At 72.3% G+C, this 15,522-nt stretch carries 16 protein-coding genes; 2 read left to right on the forward strand and 14 right to left on the reverse strand.

Annotated elements, in window-relative coordinates:
• Positions 1-50: 50 nt before the first annotated feature.
• Together ACQ393_RS09520 and recO are read right to left on the reverse strand one after the other, a co-directional pair.
• Complete coding sequence (locus ACQ393_RS09520) at positions 51-872, reverse strand: isoprenyl transferase (protein WP_430646582.1); 822 nt, start codon at positions 870-872, stop codon at positions 51-53.
• Entirely contained in the window at positions 869-1,606 is a 738-nt protein-coding gene (gene recO, locus ACQ393_RS09525) for a DNA repair protein RecO (protein ID WP_430646583.1), read from the reverse strand. Before recO ends, ACQ393_RS09520 begins: the two co-directional genes overlap by 4 nt.
• A 125-nt stretch (positions 1,607-1,731) precedes the next feature.
• Here recO and ACQ393_RS09530 point away from each other — a divergent pair, with 125 nt between their 5' ends.
• Entirely contained in the window at positions 1,732-2,478 is a 747-nt protein-coding gene (locus ACQ393_RS09530; protein ID WP_430646584.1) for an SDR family oxidoreductase, read from the forward strand.
• A 36-nt stretch (positions 2,479-2,514) separates the two neighbouring features.
• Complete coding sequence (locus ACQ393_RS09535) at positions 2,515-3,174, forward strand: trimeric intracellular cation channel family protein (protein ID WP_430646585.1); 660 nt, start codon at positions 2,515-2,517, stop codon at positions 3,172-3,174.
• A 99-nt stretch (positions 3,175-3,273) separates the two neighbouring features.
• Here the strand turns inward: ACQ393_RS09535 and leuA are convergent, their stop codons facing one another.
• From leuA to dnaJ, 12 genes are all read right to left on the reverse strand, one after another.
• On the reverse strand, positions 3,274-5,049 hold the full coding sequence (gene leuA, locus ACQ393_RS09540; protein ID WP_430646586.1) for a 2-isopropylmalate synthase: 1,776 nt from the start codon (positions 5,047-5,049) through the stop codon (positions 3,274-3,276).
• Positions 5,050-5,311: 262 nt separating this feature from the next.
• The gene (locus tag ACQ393_RS09545) at positions 5,312-6,712 is read right to left on the reverse strand and encodes an FtsX-like permease family protein (RefSeq protein WP_430646587.1); all 1,401 of its coding nucleotides are present in this window, start codon (positions 6,710-6,712) and stop codon (positions 5,312-5,314) included.
• Positions 6,709-7,470 carry an ABC transporter ATP-binding protein gene (locus ACQ393_RS09550; protein ID WP_430646588.1) on the reverse strand — a complete coding sequence of 254 codons (762 nt, stop codon included), beginning with the start codon at positions 7,468-7,470 and terminating at the stop codon, positions 6,709-6,711. Before ACQ393_RS09550 ends, ACQ393_RS09545 begins: the two co-directional genes overlap by 4 nt.
• Positions 7,471-7,561: 91 nt before the next feature.
• Positions 7,562-8,230 (reverse strand): response regulator, encoded by a 669-nt coding sequence (locus tag ACQ393_RS09555; protein ID WP_430646589.1) that lies wholly within the window; start codon positions 8,228-8,230, stop codon positions 7,562-7,564.
• Entirely contained in the window at positions 8,227-9,417 is a 1,191-nt protein-coding gene (locus tag ACQ393_RS09560) for a sensor histidine kinase (RefSeq protein WP_430646590.1), read from the reverse strand. The genes ACQ393_RS09555 and ACQ393_RS09560 overlap by 4 nt, the downstream gene beginning before the upstream one ends.
• Positions 9,418-9,499: 82 nt before the next feature.
• The gene (era, locus tag ACQ393_RS09565) at positions 9,500-10,393 is read right to left on the reverse strand and encodes a GTPase Era (RefSeq protein ID WP_430646591.1); all 894 of its coding nucleotides are present in this window, start codon (positions 10,391-10,393) and stop codon (positions 9,500-9,502) included.
• Positions 10,390-11,709 (reverse strand): hemolysin family protein, encoded by a 1,320-nt coding sequence (locus ACQ393_RS09570; RefSeq protein WP_430646592.1) that lies wholly within the window; start codon positions 11,707-11,709, stop codon positions 10,390-10,392. The genes era and ACQ393_RS09570 overlap by 4 nt, the downstream gene beginning before the upstream one ends.
• A gap of 2 nt (positions 11,710-11,711) precedes the next feature.
• Positions 11,712-12,173: an rRNA maturation RNase YbeY gene (gene ybeY, locus ACQ393_RS09575; RefSeq protein WP_430646593.1), complete on the reverse strand. Its 462-nt coding sequence runs from the start codon at positions 12,171-12,173 to the stop codon at positions 11,712-11,714.
• Positions 12,170-13,204 (reverse strand): PhoH family protein, encoded by a 1,035-nt coding sequence (locus ACQ393_RS09580; RefSeq protein WP_430646719.1) that lies wholly within the window; start codon positions 13,202-13,204, stop codon positions 12,170-12,172. The genes ybeY and ACQ393_RS09580 overlap by 4 nt, the downstream gene beginning before the upstream one ends.
• A 76-nt stretch (positions 13,205-13,280) precedes the next feature.
• Positions 13,281-13,637 (reverse strand): histidine triad nucleotide-binding protein, encoded by a 357-nt coding sequence (locus ACQ393_RS09585; protein WP_430646594.1) that lies wholly within the window; start codon positions 13,635-13,637, stop codon positions 13,281-13,283.
• A 24-nt stretch (positions 13,638-13,661) separates the two neighbouring features.
• The gene (locus ACQ393_RS09590) at positions 13,662-14,396 is read right to left on the reverse strand and encodes a 16S rRNA (uracil(1498)-N(3))-methyltransferase (RefSeq protein WP_430646595.1); all 735 of its coding nucleotides are present in this window, start codon (positions 14,394-14,396) and stop codon (positions 13,662-13,664) included.
• A 19-nt stretch (positions 14,397-14,415) separates the two neighbouring features.
• Positions 14,416-15,519 carry a molecular chaperone DnaJ gene (gene dnaJ / locus ACQ393_RS09595; RefSeq protein WP_430646596.1) on the reverse strand — a complete coding sequence of 368 codons (1,104 nt, stop codon included), beginning with the start codon at positions 15,517-15,519 and terminating at the stop codon, positions 14,416-14,418.
• Positions 15,520-15,522: the final 3 nt, after the last annotated feature.

The raw sequence follows: 15,522 nt of genomic DNA on the forward strand, positions 1-15,522 counted from the left end.
TCCCGCACCGGCACGAATCGGCTGCAGCCCGTGCCGGCCGCGTCGACCGCCTACACGCCCTCGGGCGCCACGGCGGTCGGCGCGTCGACCGCGCCGCCGAAGCGGCGGTTGCGCGAGGCGTAGAGCTCGATCGCCGTCCAGAGCTCGATGCGGCTGAAGTCGGGCCAGAGCGTGTCGAGGAACACCATCTCGGCGTACGCCGACTGCCAGAGCAGGAAGTTCGAGGTGCGCTGCTCCCCCGAGCTGCGGACGAACAGGTCGACGTCGGGCATGTCGGGCACGTAGAGATGCCGCTCGATGAGCTTCTCCGACACCGCCGACGGACGGATGCGGCCGGCCGCGACGTCGTCGGCGATCGCGCGGACCGCGTCGACGAGCTCGTTGCGTCCCCCGTAGTTCACGCACATCGTGAACTGCAGACCGGTGTTGCCCGCGGTGAGCCGCTCGGCGACCTGCAGCTCGTCGATGACCGACTTCCAGAGGCGCGGCCGGCGACCCGCCCACTTGATGCGCACGTTCCACTCGTTGAGCTGGTCGCGGCGGCGGTGCAGCACGTCGCGGTTGTAGCCCATGAGGAAGCGCACCTCGTCGGGCGACCGCTTCCAGTTCTCGGTCGAGAACGCGTAGACCGAGAGGTGCTTCACGCCCGCCTGGATGGCGCCGGCGACGACATCGAGCAGCACCTCCTCGCCGGCCTTGTGGCCCTCGATGCGCGTGAGGCCCTGCCGGTTCGCCCAGCGGCCGTTGCCGTCCATGACGATCGCGACGTGCTCCGGCACCGCGCCCTTGGGGAACGCGGGCGGGGTGAGGCCGGTCCAGTCGAGCGGGCGGTAGGGCACCGCGTCCTTGTGGGTGTAGGGCTTGGGGGTCACTCTGGAGCCGTTCCTCGGGAGACGTGGGAGAGGGAGCGCAGTCCGCGCTCGAGATGCCATTGGGCGTACGCGGCGACGATACCGCTCGCCTGCCCGCGGTCGCGTTGCGACGACGCCTCGGCGATCGCCCAGTCGCCCGCGAGGAGCGCGCCGAGCAGGTGAACGGTGCTCGGCGCGATGCGCGCCGTGCCGGGCGGGGCGCACGCCTCGCACACGACGCCGCCGAGCTGGACGACGACCGCCGTGTGCGGCCCGGGGGCCCCGCAGCGCGAGCAGTCCTCGAAGCTCGGCGCCCACCCGGCGATCGACAGCGCGCGCAGCAGGTAGGAGTCGAGCGTGAGATCGGGTCCGTGCTCGCGTCGCGACAGGGAGCGGAGCGCGCCGACGAGCAGCAGGTACTGCTGCAGCGACCCCTCGGCCTCGGTGAGGCGATCCGCGGCCTCGACCATGGCGTTCGCTGCGGTGTACGCGGCGTAGTCCTGGCTGATCTCGGCGCCGTACGCGCCGATCGACTCGGCCTGCGTGATCACGTCGAGGGTCCGGCCCTCGTAGAGCTGGAGGTCGGCGACCATGAAGGGTTCGAGCCGTGAGCCGAACTTCGACGCCGTGCGCCGGACGCCGCGCGCGACCGCGCGGATCTTGCCGTGGCGTCGCGTGAGCAACGTGACGATCCGGTCGGCCTCGCCCAGCTTGTGCGTGCGCAGCACGACGGCGTCATCTCGGTACACGGGCACCCGTCGATTCTCCCACCGACCGCCCCCGCGCGGCCCGTGCGCGCGCCGACCGTCGGTCCGTCGATGACGGATGCCGCCCGGCCGGCTCGGCGCACCGCGCGCCGCGGGAACGGCAGAATGGTCGGGTGACCACGTCGTCCGCACCCGTCCTCGTCACCGGCGGCACCGGCACGCTCGGCCGCGCCGTCGTGCGGCGGCTGCGCGACCGCGGCGACGACGTGCGCGTGCTCAGCCGCTCGGGCGCGCCGGGCACCCTGCGCGGCGACCTCGAGACCGGCGAGGGGCTCCGTGCCGCGCTGGACGGCGTCGTCGCCGTGCTGCACCTCGCCACGACGAGCCGCGACGACACCGAGATCACCCGTCGGCTCGTGGACGCGGCAGAGCACGAGGGCCGGCCGCGCATCCTGTACTCCTCGATCGTCGGGATCGATCGGATCCCGCTCGCCTACTACGGCGGCAAGCGCGCCTCGGAGCGGATCATCGCGGAGTCCCGCCTGCGTTGGACCACGCTGCGCGCGACGCAGTTCCACGACCTCGTCGCGACGCTGTTCCGCGCGCAGCGGTTCTCGCCGGTGGTGTTCGCGCCGGCGTTCTCGTTCCAGCCGATCTCGGTCGACGACGTCGCGACCCGCCTGATCGAGCTCCTCGACGACGACGTGCTGGGCATCGCACCCGACATCGGCGGACCCGAGGTGCGCACCGCACGCGACCTCGCACGCGCGTGGCTCGCCGCGCGCGGCTCACGCCGACCGACGGTCGCGTTCCGGCTCCCCGGCTCGCGTTTCGAGGCGTTCGCATCGGGCGCCAACCTGGTTCCGGGAGAGCCGTACGGGCGCATCGGATTCGAGGAGCACCTCGCCCGCGCGCGCTGACGCGAGCCGCGGCATCCGTCGTGGTAGAACCGGTGCATGACGGTCGCGCCCTTCACGATCCCGCTCTGGGCCGACCTCGCGGCGGTCGGCATCGGCGCCCTGCAGGGCGCGATGTTCGCCTCGCGGATCAAGGAGCACCGAATAGACCTGCTCGGCGTCGCGCTCATCGGCATCATCGTCGGACTCGGCGGCGGCCTGCTGCGCGACCTGCTGCTGAACCAGCTGCCGGCCGCGATGCGGAGCAACTGGTACCTCGTCGTCGCGACGGCCGCGGCGCTCGTCGGGATGCTCCTCATCCGGATCTTCGATCGGCTGAACTCGCTCATCATCGCCCTCGACGCGGTCACGATCGGCCTGTTCGCGGCGATCGGCACCACGAAGGCGCTCGCGTACGGCGTGCCCGAGGTGCCGGCGGTCTTCGTCGGCGTGGTCGCGGCCGTCGGCGGGTCGATCCTCCGCGACGTGACGCTGAACCTGCCCATCGCGCTCATGCACGTCGGCTCGCTCTACGCGGTCGCCGCCGCGGGCGGGACGGTCCTCCTCGTGACGATGGTGCTCGTCGGCGCCAACATCCTGGTCGCGGCGATCGCGTGCGTGGTCGTGACGACCGTCATCCGCCTGCTGTCGGTCCGGTTCGGGTGGAGCCTGCCCGAGCAGCGGGCGATCGGCAGCTGGCGCGTGTGGCGCCGGGCCTGACGCCGGCCCGCGATGCCTCCGTCGTGCGATGCGTCGACGGCGCCGCGTGATCGCGGGCGGGCGACGACGGATGCTGCAGCCCGCCCGCGCACGCATCGATCAGGCCAGCGCGGGCTCCTGGGCCTCCTCGCGCACGCGCACCGCGCGGAGCGCACGATTCACGGCCGACACGACGGCCTTGAGCGACGCCGTCGAGATGTCGGCGTCGATGCCGACGCCCCAGAGCGTGCGGCCCTCGACCTGGCACTCGACGTAGGCCGCCGCGATCGCGTCGCCACCGGCCGACATCGCGTGCTCGCTGTAGTCGAGCACGCGGACGTCGACGCCCTCGGCCGCGAGCACGGAGAGGAACGCGGCCACCGGCCCGTTGCCCGATCCGTCGGCGTCGACGCGCTCGTCGCCGTCGCGCAGGCCGACCCGGACCCGGACCTCACCGGTCAGGTCGCTCTCGCTGCGCATCGACAGCAGCTCGAAGCGGCCCCACTTCTCGTCGGGGCGCTCCTGCGGCGCGGGCAGGTACTCGTCGGTGAAGATCGACCAGATCTCGTCGCTCGTGACCTCGCCGCCCTCGGCATCCGTCTTCGCCTGCACGACCCCGGAGAACTCGATCTGCAGGCGGCGCGGCAGGTCGAGCGAGTGGTCGGTCTTCAGGAGGTACGCGACGCCGCCCTTGCCCGACTGCGAGTTCACGCGGATCACGGCCTCGTAGTTGCGGCCGATGTCCTTCGGGTCGACGGGCAGGTACGGAACGGCCCAGACCAGGTCGTCGACCGAGCCGCCTCGTTCGGCGGCCTTGGCCTCCATGGCCTCGAAGCCCTTCTTGATCGCGTCCTGGTGCGATCCGGAGAACGCGGTGTAGACCAGGTCGCCGGCCCACGGGCTGCGCTCGGGAACGGGCAGCTGGTTGCAGTACTCCGCGGTGCGCTTGATCTCGTCCATGTCGGACAGGTCGACCTGCGGGTCGATGCCCTGCGTGAAGAGGTTCATCGCGAGTGCGACGAGGTCGACGTTGCCGGTGCGCTCGCCGTTGCCGAACAGGCAGCCCTCGATGCGGTCGGCGCCGGCCAGGTAACCGAGCTCGGCGGCCGCGATCGCGGTGCCCCGGTCGTTGTGCGGGTGCAGCGACAGGAGGACGTTCTCACGGTACGCCAGGTGCCGGCTCATCCACTCGATCGAATCGGCGTAGACGTTGGGGGTCGCCATCTCCACGGTCGCGGGCAGGTTGATGATGACCTTCCGCTCCGGCGTGGGCTCGAAGATCTCGAGGACCTGGTTGCAGACGTCGACCGCGAACTCGAGCTCGGTGCCGGTGTAGCTCTCGGGCGAGTACTCGTAGTAGACGGTCGTGCCGGGCACGGTCGCCTCCATCTCGCGGCACTTGCGCGCACCGTGCAGGGCGATGTCGACGACCCCCTGCCGGTCGGTGCGGAACACGACCTCGCGCTGCAGCACGCTCGTCGAGTTGTAGAGGTGCACGATGGCCTGCTTCGCGCCGCGGATCGCCTCGTAGGTGCGTTCGATAAGGTGGTCGCGGGCCTGGGTGAGCACCTGGATCGTGACGTCCTCGGGGATCGCGTCCTCCTCGATGAGGCTGCGCACGAAGTCGAAGTCGGTCTGGCTCGCGCTCGGGAAGCCGACCTCGATCTCCTTGTAGCCCATCCTGACGAGCAGGTCGAACATGATGCGCTTGCGCTCGGGGCTCATCGGGTCGATGAGCGCCTGGTTGCCGTCGCGCAGGTCGACGGCGCACCAGCGCGGTGCCGTCTCGATGCGCTTGGACGGCCATGTGCGATCGGGCAGGTCGACGCGGATCTGCTCATGGAAGGGGCGATACCGATGGACGGGCATCGCCGACGGCTTCTGGTGGTTCTGCATTGGGTGCTCTTCTCGCTCTTCGGGGGTTTCAGCCGACGACGAACTCCGCAGCGAGGGAGGCCTGTGACTAGGACTCGCTGCGGCAGCTAAGGAGAAGCAGGCCGTGAAGCACGGACCTAGGCTAACACCGCCCGGGCCGGCGAGCGCAACCATGACGGCGAGGGATGCCGCGGGGCGGCGTCGCACCGGGGGCGGAGACGGGGCGGACGACGGTCCCCCACGGCCCGGCACCCGCCCCGCGGCATCCGCCCCGGTCAGCCGGTCATTCGATCGCGAGGGCCGCGACGGGCGAGACCGACGTCGCGCGCCGCGACGGCGCGAGCGAGGCCGCGAGGGTCAGCACGCCGGCCGCGACGACCAGCACGCCCACCACGCCCCACGGGATCGATGGCGCGATCACGAGCGGCTCGCCCTGCACGCTGCCGAGCAACGACTGCGCGCCCGCCCAGCCGTAGAAGATGCCGAGCACGAGGCCCGTGACCGTCGCGGCGGCGGTGAGCGCGGCCGCCTCGGCGAGCACCATCGTCCGCAGCTGACGGCGCTCGAAGCCGAGCGCACGGAGGAGACCCAGCTCGCGGGTGCGCTGCAGCACGCTGAGCGAGAGCGTGTTCACGAGCCCCACGGCGGCGATGAGCGCGCTGAAGCCCACGAGGACCCCGAACACGGTGACCGTCGCCGAGACCGTCTGCTCGATGCCGGCGCGGATCTCGGGCCGGTCCTCCGTCGCCGCGAAGAGCAGGTCGCGGTACGACTCCATGGCGACCGCGAACATCGTGACGAGCGTCACCCCGATGACGAGGCCGATCGTCATGCGCGAGCTCCGCTCGGGGTGGCGGACGGCGTTCTCGGCGGCGAGCCGCGCCGACGGAGCGGAGCCCAGGGCGCGGCCGACCAGGCGCAGGACCGGCGGCATGATCACGTGGGCGCCCAGCACGATGCCCGTGAACGAGAGCACGCCGCCGGCGAGCCCGACGAGCACGCCGAGCGGCGTCATGAGGCCGAGCGCGACGCCGGCCAGGAGGAGCAGCGTGCCGACGATCGCGAGCGTCGCCGCGGTCGCGGTGCGCCCGCGCCGGGCGGCGAGGTCCTCCTGGGAGCGGGCCGCCGCGTTGCCGAGCGCCTCGGAGGGGCGCACGGCGAGCACGCGGCGGGAGCCCGCCCATGCGGCGAGCCAGGTCGTCAGGATCGCGACGATCGCGGGCGGCAGCACGGCCGGATCGGCCCACGCGTACCCGGTCCTCGGCAGCACGTCCGCTGCAGCGGCCCACTCCGCGAGCCCGATCGCGACGAGGGTGCCGATCACGACGCCCAGCACGGCGCCGATCGCGCCGATCGCGAGTCCCTCCCCGGCGATCGCGCGGCGCTGCGCGCGAGCCGTCGAGCCCAGCAGGCGCAGCAGCGCGATCCGGCGGGTGCGGCCGGCGACGACCGTGGCGACGGTGTTCGCCGTCACGACGCCGCTGACGTAGACCGCGATGACGACGAACACCCAGGCGATGATCGTGAGCATCAGCGCGACGGTGCCGCTCGACCCGGTGACGTCGTCGGCGCGCATCGCCGAGCCGAGGTAGCCGGTGATCTGCAGCAGTGCCACGCCGAAGGTCGAGGCGAGCGTCGCGACGACCAGCGTCGGGCCGTGCTCGCGGCGGAGGCGGGCGATCACGCCGCACGCTCCATCGAGAGCATGTACGTGGCGATCTCCTCCGCGCCGGTTCGCTGCGCGTCGCGGACGATCCGCCCGTCGGCGAGGAACAGGATGCGGTCGGCGTGGCCGGCGGCGATGGGATCGTGCGTGACCATGGCGATCGACTGGCCGCGTTCGCGGCTCGCGTCCGCGAGGATCGTGAGCACCTCCCGGCCGGTCCGCGAGTCGAGGTTGCCCGTCGGCTCGTCGGCGAACACGAGGTCGGGCCTCGTGGCGAGCGCCCGCGCGATCGCGACCCGCTGCTGCTGTCCGCCCGAGAGCTCGTGCGGCCGGTGCCCGAGCCGATCGGCGAGCCCCAGGCGCTCGATCAGCGCGTCGATCTCGACGCGCTCCTCCCGGCTCGGTCGGCGCCCGTCGAGTTCGAACGGCAGCAGGATGTTCCCCTCGACGTCGAGCGTCGGCACGAGGTTGAACGCCTGGAAGACGAAACCGACGCGCCGTCGGCGGAGCACGGTGAGCGCGCCGTCCGGGAGCTCGGTGATGTCGGTGTCGCCGAGCCAGACCCGGCCGCCGGTCGGCGAGTCGAGCCCGGCCATGATGTGCATCAGCGTCGACTTGCCCGAGCCGGACGGGCCCATGATCGCGGTGAACTCGCCACGACGCAGGCCGAGCGAGACGTTCTCGAGTGCGGTGACCGTGCCGGCGCCCGTACCGTAGCGTTTGCCGAGGCCGGCGACGCGGGCGACGAGTCCGAGGTCTGAGGGTTGGATCTCCATATCGCCGACGCTACGGACACGCCCGGCCCGGTCGCGTCCGCCGATGGTCGCGAGGGCGTCATCCGCTCGGATGATGCCCGGTCGGCGCGGCTCAGCCGGTCGGCAGGTCGTGCTCGTATGCGAAGACCACGAGCTGCACGCGGTCGCGGAGGCCGAGCTTGCCGAGCACGCGGCTGAGGTGCGTCTTGACCGTCGCCTCGCTGAGGAACTCGGTCGCCGCGATCTCGGCGTTGGACAGGCCCTTCGCGGCGAGGGCGAAGATGTCGCGCTCCCGGGCGGTGAGGTCGGCCCACGCTGCGGGGGCGGGGCGGCGGCCGCTGCCCCGCGACGCGTGCGCGATGAGGTCCCGTGTCGCGTTGGCCGCCATGACCGCGTTGCCGCGGTGCACGGTCCGGATGGCGGCGAGCAGGAACTCGGGATCCGCGTCCTTCAGGACGAATCCGCTCGCACCCGCACGGATCGCTCGGGCGGCGTTCTCGTCGAGGTCGAACGTGGTCAGCACGAGGATGCGGGGCGCCGGCCGGCCGTCCCGCTCGGCGTCGGCGAGGATGCGCTCGGTCGCCGCGATGCCGTCGAGCTGCGGCATCCGCACGTCCATGAGCATCACGTCCGGTCGGCTCCGCTCGGCCAGGGCGATCGCCGCCCGCCCGTCGGCGGCGTCGCCGGCGAACACGAGGTCGGCCTGCGACTCGACGAGCATGCGGATGCCGGCGCGGAACAGGGCCTGGTCGTCGACCAGCGCGACACGGATGCCGGTCATGCGGCGGCCTGCGCGGGGATGCGCGCGGTGATGCGGAAGCGCCCGTCGTCGCGGAGGTCGGCGGCGAACGTGCCGCCCGCGAGTTCCGCTCGCTCGCGCATTCCGGGGATGCCGTGGCGGGGGCCGGGTGCCGCATCATGCATGGGCTCGACCCCGCCGGCCTGCGCCACGGCGTTCTCGACCTGCACGGAGACGCCGGCGGGGCTCCAGTCGAGCGTCAGGTGGACCGGAGCCGCGGTGTCGCCGTGGCGCAGCGCGTTCGTGAGCCCTTCCTGCACGATGCGGTACACGGCGATCTGGTGGCCCGCGCCGAGCGGCACCGGCTCGCCGCGGTCCGTGCGCCGCACGTCGAGCCCGGCGCCGCGCACCTGTTCGAGGAGGTCGTCGAGCGCGGGCTGCGGCGACTCGCCCTCGCGGTGCCTGAGCTCGCCGAGGAGGAGCCGGACGTCGCCGAGCGCGTCGCGCGCGACCGACGAGATGGTCTCGAGCGCGTCGAGCGCCGCCTCGGGCCTGGTCGGCGCGGCGAAACGCGCGCCGTCGGACTGCGCGATGACCACCGCGAGCGAGTGCGCGACCACGTCGTGCATGTCGCGCGCGATGCGCGAGCGCTCCTGCTCGACGACGTAGCGGTACTCGGCGTGCTCGCGCTCCCGCCGGTCGAGCTCGGCGCGACGACGCTGCGCACGGGAGTCGCGCACCGTGCGGACGAGCAGGCCGATCGTCCAGGCGAGCACGAGGCCCGCCAGCGCGGCACCGAAGAGGAGGCCGCCCCACAGCAGCCGTCCGAGGGGGTCCGCGGCCGGAGCGATGCCGGTCCCGCTCGCGATCGGCATCACCACGGAGAGGTACGCGGAGGCGAGCACCGCGCCCGCGCCGGCCGAACCGAGCCCCCACCAGCGCACCGCGGCGGAACCGTGCGCCGAGCTGGAGTAGACGATCGCGAACACGGCGGCATCCGCCGGCTGGAGCTCGCGCAGCATCAGCATCTGCGCGCACGCCGCGACCCAGGCCACGACCAGCGCGGCTCCGGGCGCCGCACGGCGGAGGACGAGGGCGGCCGAGAACAGCACGACCACGACGAGGTCGGGCCAGCCGCCCACGAGGGCGTACAGCGCGCAGACCGCGAAGAACAGCGCCGCGAGGATGCCGTCGACGATGAGCGCGCCGCGCCGGTTCGAGATGCTCACCGCCCCACGGTACGCCCTGTCCTCCGGCCGACCGCGGCGGCGGAGGCGGAATCATCCGCTCGGTTGACGCGGCCGTTCGGCGTCAGAACCCGAGGCGCCCGAGCTGCTTCGGGTCGCGCTGCCAGTCCTTCGCGACCTTCACGTGCAGCGCGAGGTAGACCTTCCGTCCGAGCAGCGCCTCGATCTGTGCGCGGGCCCGCTCGCCCACCTCGCGGAGGCGCGCGCCGCCCTTGCCGATGATGATGCCCTTCTGGCTGTCGCGCTCGACGTACAGGTTCGCGTACACCTCGAGGAGGTCCTTGTCCTCGCGCTCGATCAGGTCGTCGACCGTGACCGCGATCGAGTGCGGCAGCTCGTCGGAGACGCCCTCGAGCGCGGCCTCGCGCACGAACTCCGCGATCCGCTCCTCGGTGTCCTCATCGGTCGTGGTCTCGGCCGGGTAGAGCGGATGCTCCGACTGGGGCATCAACTGCAGCAGCTCGTCGACGAGCACGTCGAGCTGCTCCGCCTTCGGCGCCGAGACGGGGATGATCGCGTCCCACTCGCGCAGCTGCGAGACCGCGAGCAGCTGCTCGGCGACCTTCGCCTTGCCCGCGGCATCCGTCTTCGTGACGATCGCGACCTTCCTCGCGCGCGGGTACTGCTCGAGCTGCTCGTTGATGAACCGGTCCCCCGGACCGATCGCCTCGTTCGCCGGCACGCAGAACCCGATGACGTCGACGTCGCCGAGCGTCGACTGCACGAGCGAGTTCAGGCGCTCGCCGAGGAGCGTGCGCGGCCGGTGCAGCCCCGGGGTGTCGACCACGATGAGCTGGCCGTAGGGGCGGTGCACGATGCCCCGGATGGCGCGGCGCGTCGTCTGCGGCTTCGAGCTCGTGATGGCGACCTTCTCGCCGACGAGCGCGTTCGTGAGCGTGGACTTGCCGACGTTGGGGCGCCCCACGAAGGAGACGAATCCGGCACGGTAATCGGTCATGGGTGCATCCCCTCGTGGGTGGCCGGCTCCTCGTCGGCGAATGCCGCGCGGACGTCGATCAGGGCCTGGTCGGCCTCGACGAGGATCGTCGCGATGCGCTTGCGACGCCCCTCGGTGCGCTCGGCCTCGAGCAGCAGGCCGCTCACGCTCGCCCGATCGCCGCGGACCGGGAGCCGGCCGAGCTCCTTGGCGAGCAGGCCGCCGACGGAGTCCACGTCCTCGTCCTCGAGGTCGAGGCCGAACAGCTCGCCCAACTCGTCGACGGGCAGGCGCGCATTCACGCGGAATCGCCCCTCCGCGAGTTCCTCGACCTGCGCGGCCTCGCGGTCGTACTCGTCGGAGATGTCGCCGACGAGTTCCTCGATGAGGTCCTCGAGGGTCGCGAGGCCCGCGATCCCGCCGTACTCGTCGACGACCATCGCGAGGTGGTTCGACTCGAGCTGCATCTGTCGGAGCAGCGCATCGGCGCGCATCGACTCCGGCACGAACGCCGCCGGGCGTGCGAGGTCGGCGACGGTCAGCGCCGCGGCGTCGAGCGGGCGCTCGAAGCCGAGCCGGGCGAGGTCGCGGAGGTACAGCACGCCGACGATGTCGTCGACCTCGCGGTCGATCACCGGGATCCGCGAGTAGCCCTCCTTGAGGAACAGCGCCATCGCCTGGGGCAGGTGCGCCGTCGACTCGATCGTGACCATGTCGGTGCGCGGCACCATGACCTCGCGCACGAGCGTGTCGCTGAACTCGAAGATCGAGTGGATGAGCTCGCGGTCGCCCTGCTCGAGCACCTCGAGCTCGGTGGCCTCGTCGACCATGCTGAGCAACTGCTCCTCGCTGGAGACGCCGGCGAAGCGGATGCGGCTCGGCGTCACGCGGTTCCCGAGCGAGACCAGCGCGTTCGCGAACGGCCCGAGCAGGGCGCGGACGAAGCGGATGAGCGGGGCCGAGAGGCGCAGCACGGTGCCCGGGTGCGCGCGTCCGACGCTGCGGGGGCTCGCACCGACGAGGACGAACGAGACCGCGGTCATGACCGCGGCGGAGACGAGCAGGACCAGCCACACCTCGTCGATGAAGAACGTGAAGGCGAGCGTCACGAGCACGGCGGCCGTCGTCTCCGCCAGGATGCGCATGAAGTTCACCGCGTTCACGTGCGCGCCGGTGTCCTCGGCGATCGCGAGGAGCGAGCGGCGGGCGCGGGCGCCGATCGCGAGGTCGACGATGTCGGCGCGCGACATGACGCCGATCGCGGAGTCGACCGCGGCCATGAGACCGCCGAACGCGACGAGGACGAGCGCGGCCGCGAGGAAGAGCCAGGGCAGCATGGTCAGCGGCGGCGCTCCTGCATCGAGAAGCCGACGAGGATGTCGCGCTGGATCCCGAACATCTCCTTCTCCTCGTCGGGCTCGGCGTGGTCGAAGCCGAGCAGGTGCAGGATGCCGTGGGTCGTGAGCAGCAGCAGCTCGTCGAGCAGCGCGTGCCCGGCCGCCTTGGCCTGGGTCTCGGCGACCTGCGGGCAGAGCACGACGTCGCCGAGGAGGCCCGGCGGTGCCGGCTCCTCGGCCGTGCCCGGGCGCAGCTCGTCCATCGGGAAGCTCAGCACGTCGGTCGGCCCGGGCTCGTCCATCCACTGCACGTGCAGCTGCTCCATCGCGCCCTCGTCGACGAGCACGATCGCGAGCTCGGCGTCGGCGTGCACGTGCATCGCGTCGAGCGCGTAGACCGCGAGGCGCTGGAGGGCCGACTCGTCGACCTCGACGGACGACTCGTTGTTGATCTCGATGCTCACGGCTGCCTCTTCCTCGGGAGGTGGTCACGGGGGCCCGGCGCGCCGCGCCGCTCGGCGCCGCGGCGCTCGGCGCGGTTGGCGAACTCGCGCGCCTGCTCGCGTTCGTAGCGCTGCGCCTGCGTGCGCTGGTCGTACTCGGTGTATGCGTCGACGATGCGGCCGACGAGCGTGTGCCGCACGACGTCATCGCTCGTGAGCCGCGCGAAGTGGATGTCCTCGACGCCGTCGAGGATCCGCGTGACGAGGCGGAGCCCGCTCGAACCGCCCGGCAGGTCGATCTGGGTGATGTCGCCGGTGACGACCATCTTCGAGCCGAAGCCGAGGCGCGTGAGGAACATCTTCATCTGCTCGGGCGTCGTGTTCTGCGCCTCGTCGAGCACCACGAACGAGTCGTTCAACGTGCGGCCGCGCATGTACGCGAGCGGCGCGACCTCGACCGTGCCCGTCGCGAGCAGCTTCGGCACGACCTCGGGGTCCATCATCTCGTTCAGCGCGTCGTAGAGCGGTCGCAGGTACGGATCGATCTTCTCGGTGAGCGTGCCGGGCAGGAAGCCGAGGCGCTCCCCCGCCTCCACGGCGGGCCGGGTCAGGATGATCCGGTTGACCTCCTTGCGCTGCAGCGCCTGGACCGCCTTCGCCATCGCGAGGTAGGTCTTGCCGGTGCCGGCCGGCCCGATGCCGAACACGATGGTGTGCTCGTCGATGGCATCGACGTAGGCGCGCTGGCCCTCGGTCTTCGGCCGGATGGACTTGCCCCGGCTGGAGACGATGACCTGGCCGAGCTGTTCGGACGGTCGGGCATTCGGATCGGCGTCGAGCATGCGGGCCGAGCTCCTCACTTCGATGGGTGTCGGGTCGCCGCCGCCGCGGACGAGCTCGAGGAGCTCCTCGACGAGGCGGCGGACGCGGAGCCGCTCCTCGGCCTCTCCGCGGATGGCGATCTCGTTGCCGCGCACGTGCACGTCGACGCCGGGGTACTCCCGTTCGATCGTCGTGAGGAGGCGGTCCTGCGGCCCGAGGAGCCGCACCATGGCGATGCCGTCGATCTGCAGTCGCTCCTCGTCGGAGCGGGTCTCGGATCCGGTCGGCGGGAGGTCTCCCGCGTCGTCAGCCGCCAAGCGATCCCTCCCTGAGGCCGCCCCCGAGGACGTGGGCGTGCACGTGGAACACGGTCTGGCCCGCGTCGGGGCCGGTGTTGAAGACGAGCCGGAACTGCCCGTCGGCGAGCTCGTCGGCGATGCCCTTGGCCACCGAGACGAGTTCGGCGAGCAGCTCGGGGTCGTCGGCGGCGAGCTCGACGACGTCGCGATGCCGTCCGATGCGAGGCGTCACGATCACGTGGACCGGCGCCTGCGGCGCGATGTCGTGGAACGCGATGACGCGATCGGTCTCGGCGACCATCTTCGCCGGGATCTCGCCGGCCGCGATGCGCTCGAAGACCGTGGGCTCAGCCGTTCCGCTCATCCCTCCATCGTAGCGACGGATGGCTCACCACCGCCCGAGCGCGACCGAGAGGACCGCGATCGCGGCTGGGCCGGCGGTCGAGGTGCGGAGCACGGAGTCGCCGAGCCGCACGGGCTCGGCGCCCGCAGCCCGCAGCCGCTCGATCTCGGCCGGATCCATGCCGCCCTCGGGCCCGACGACGAGCGCGAGGTCGCGACCGTCGGAGCGGATGTCGGACAGCGGCGTCTCCGCGCCGGGCACGAGCAGCAGCATCCGCTCGCCCTCGAGTCGCGCCGGGAGCTCGCGCGTCGACGCGACCGGCTCGACCGCGGGGATGCGCGCCCGGAGCGACTGCTTCACGGCCTCGCGCACGATGGTCGCCCACCGTGCGCGGCCCTTCTCGGCCTTCGGCCCCTCCCACCGGGACACCGATCGGGTCGCGGACCACGGCACGATGCGGTCCGCGCCGAGCTCGGTCGCGGCCTGGATCGCGAGCTCGTCGCGGTCGCCCTTCGCGAGCGCCTGCACGAGCGTGATCCCGGGCGACGCCTCCGGCTCGTCGTCGACGGCCTCGACCTCGATCTCGAGCCGGCGCGCCTCGGCGACCGTGACCGGCCCGTGCACGACGCGACCCCGGCCGTCGCCGATGGACACCGACTCGCCCACGCGGAGCCGCGAGACCGTCACCGCGTGCCGCGCCTCGTCGCCGTCGAGCCCGACGGTATCGCCGGGCGCGACCGCCGCGAGGTCGAGCGATTCGTCGAGGTAGAGGTGGCTCATCGCGGCATCCGCTCGACGCTCAGCCCAGGAACCGGTCGCGCAGGCGGGCGAACAGACCCTGCTGGAAGTGGCCGAGCTGCGGCGGCTGCGCCTTGCGGTGCTTCGCCAGCTGCTCGACGAGTTCGCGCTCCTTGTGGCTGAGCTTCGTCGGCGTCACGACGTGCACGGCGACCTTGAGGTCGCCGCGACCGCTGCCCCGCAGGTGCGTGATGCCGCGATCCTTCACCGTCAGGATCTCGCCCGACTGCACCCCGGGCTTGAGCTCGAGGTCGACGTCGCCGTCGAGCGCGGCGACCTTCGCGGACGTGCCGAGCACGGCATCCGTCATCTGCACCTCCAGGGTGCAGAGCAGGTCGTCGCCGTTGCGGCTGAAGACCTCGTGGTTCCCGACCTTGATCTCGAGGTAGAGGTCGCCGTTCGGCCCTCCCGCGGGGCCGGCTTCGCCGGAGCCCGGCATCTGGAGGCGCACGCCGGTGTCGACGCCGGCCGGCACGTCGACCGGGACCGTGCGGCGGGCGCGCACGCGCCCCTGGCCCTGGCACGTCACGCACGGCGTGGCGATGATCGTGCCGTGGCCGCGGCACGACCCGCAGGGGCTCGACGTCATCACGTTGCCGAGCAGCGAGCGCACGGCGCGCTGGATGTGGCCGGAACCGCCGCAGATGTCGCACGTCACGGGCGAGGTGCCCGGCCGGCAGCACGACCCGTGGCAGGTCTCGCACACGACGGCCGTGTCGACCTCGATGTCGCGGTGGGTGCCGAAGATCACGTCGTCGAGCCCGACCTCGAGGCGGATCAGCGCGTCCTGGCCGCGCTCGCGACGGGACCGCGGGCCGCGGCTGGTCTGGCCGGCGCCGAAGAACGTCTCGAAGATGTCGCCGAATCCGCCGAACCCGCCGCCGGCGCCGCCGAAGCCGGCCTGGCCGCCCAGGTCGTACTGCTGGCGCTGCTTCGGGTCGGAGAGCACGTCGTACGCGTGCGTGACCTCCTTGAACCGCTCGGACGCCTCGGCGCCCGGGTTCACGTCGGGATGGAGCTCGCGAGCGAGCCGGCGGTACGCCTTCTTGATCTCGTCCGGGGAGGCGTCGCGAGCGACGCCGAGGACCTCGTAGTGGTCGGCCACGTG

This window comes from Agromyces sp. GXS1127 (genome assembly GCF_050565425.1).
In the GTDB taxonomy this organism is placed as follows: domain Bacteria; phylum Actinomycetota; class Actinomycetes; order Actinomycetales; family Microbacteriaceae; genus Agromyces.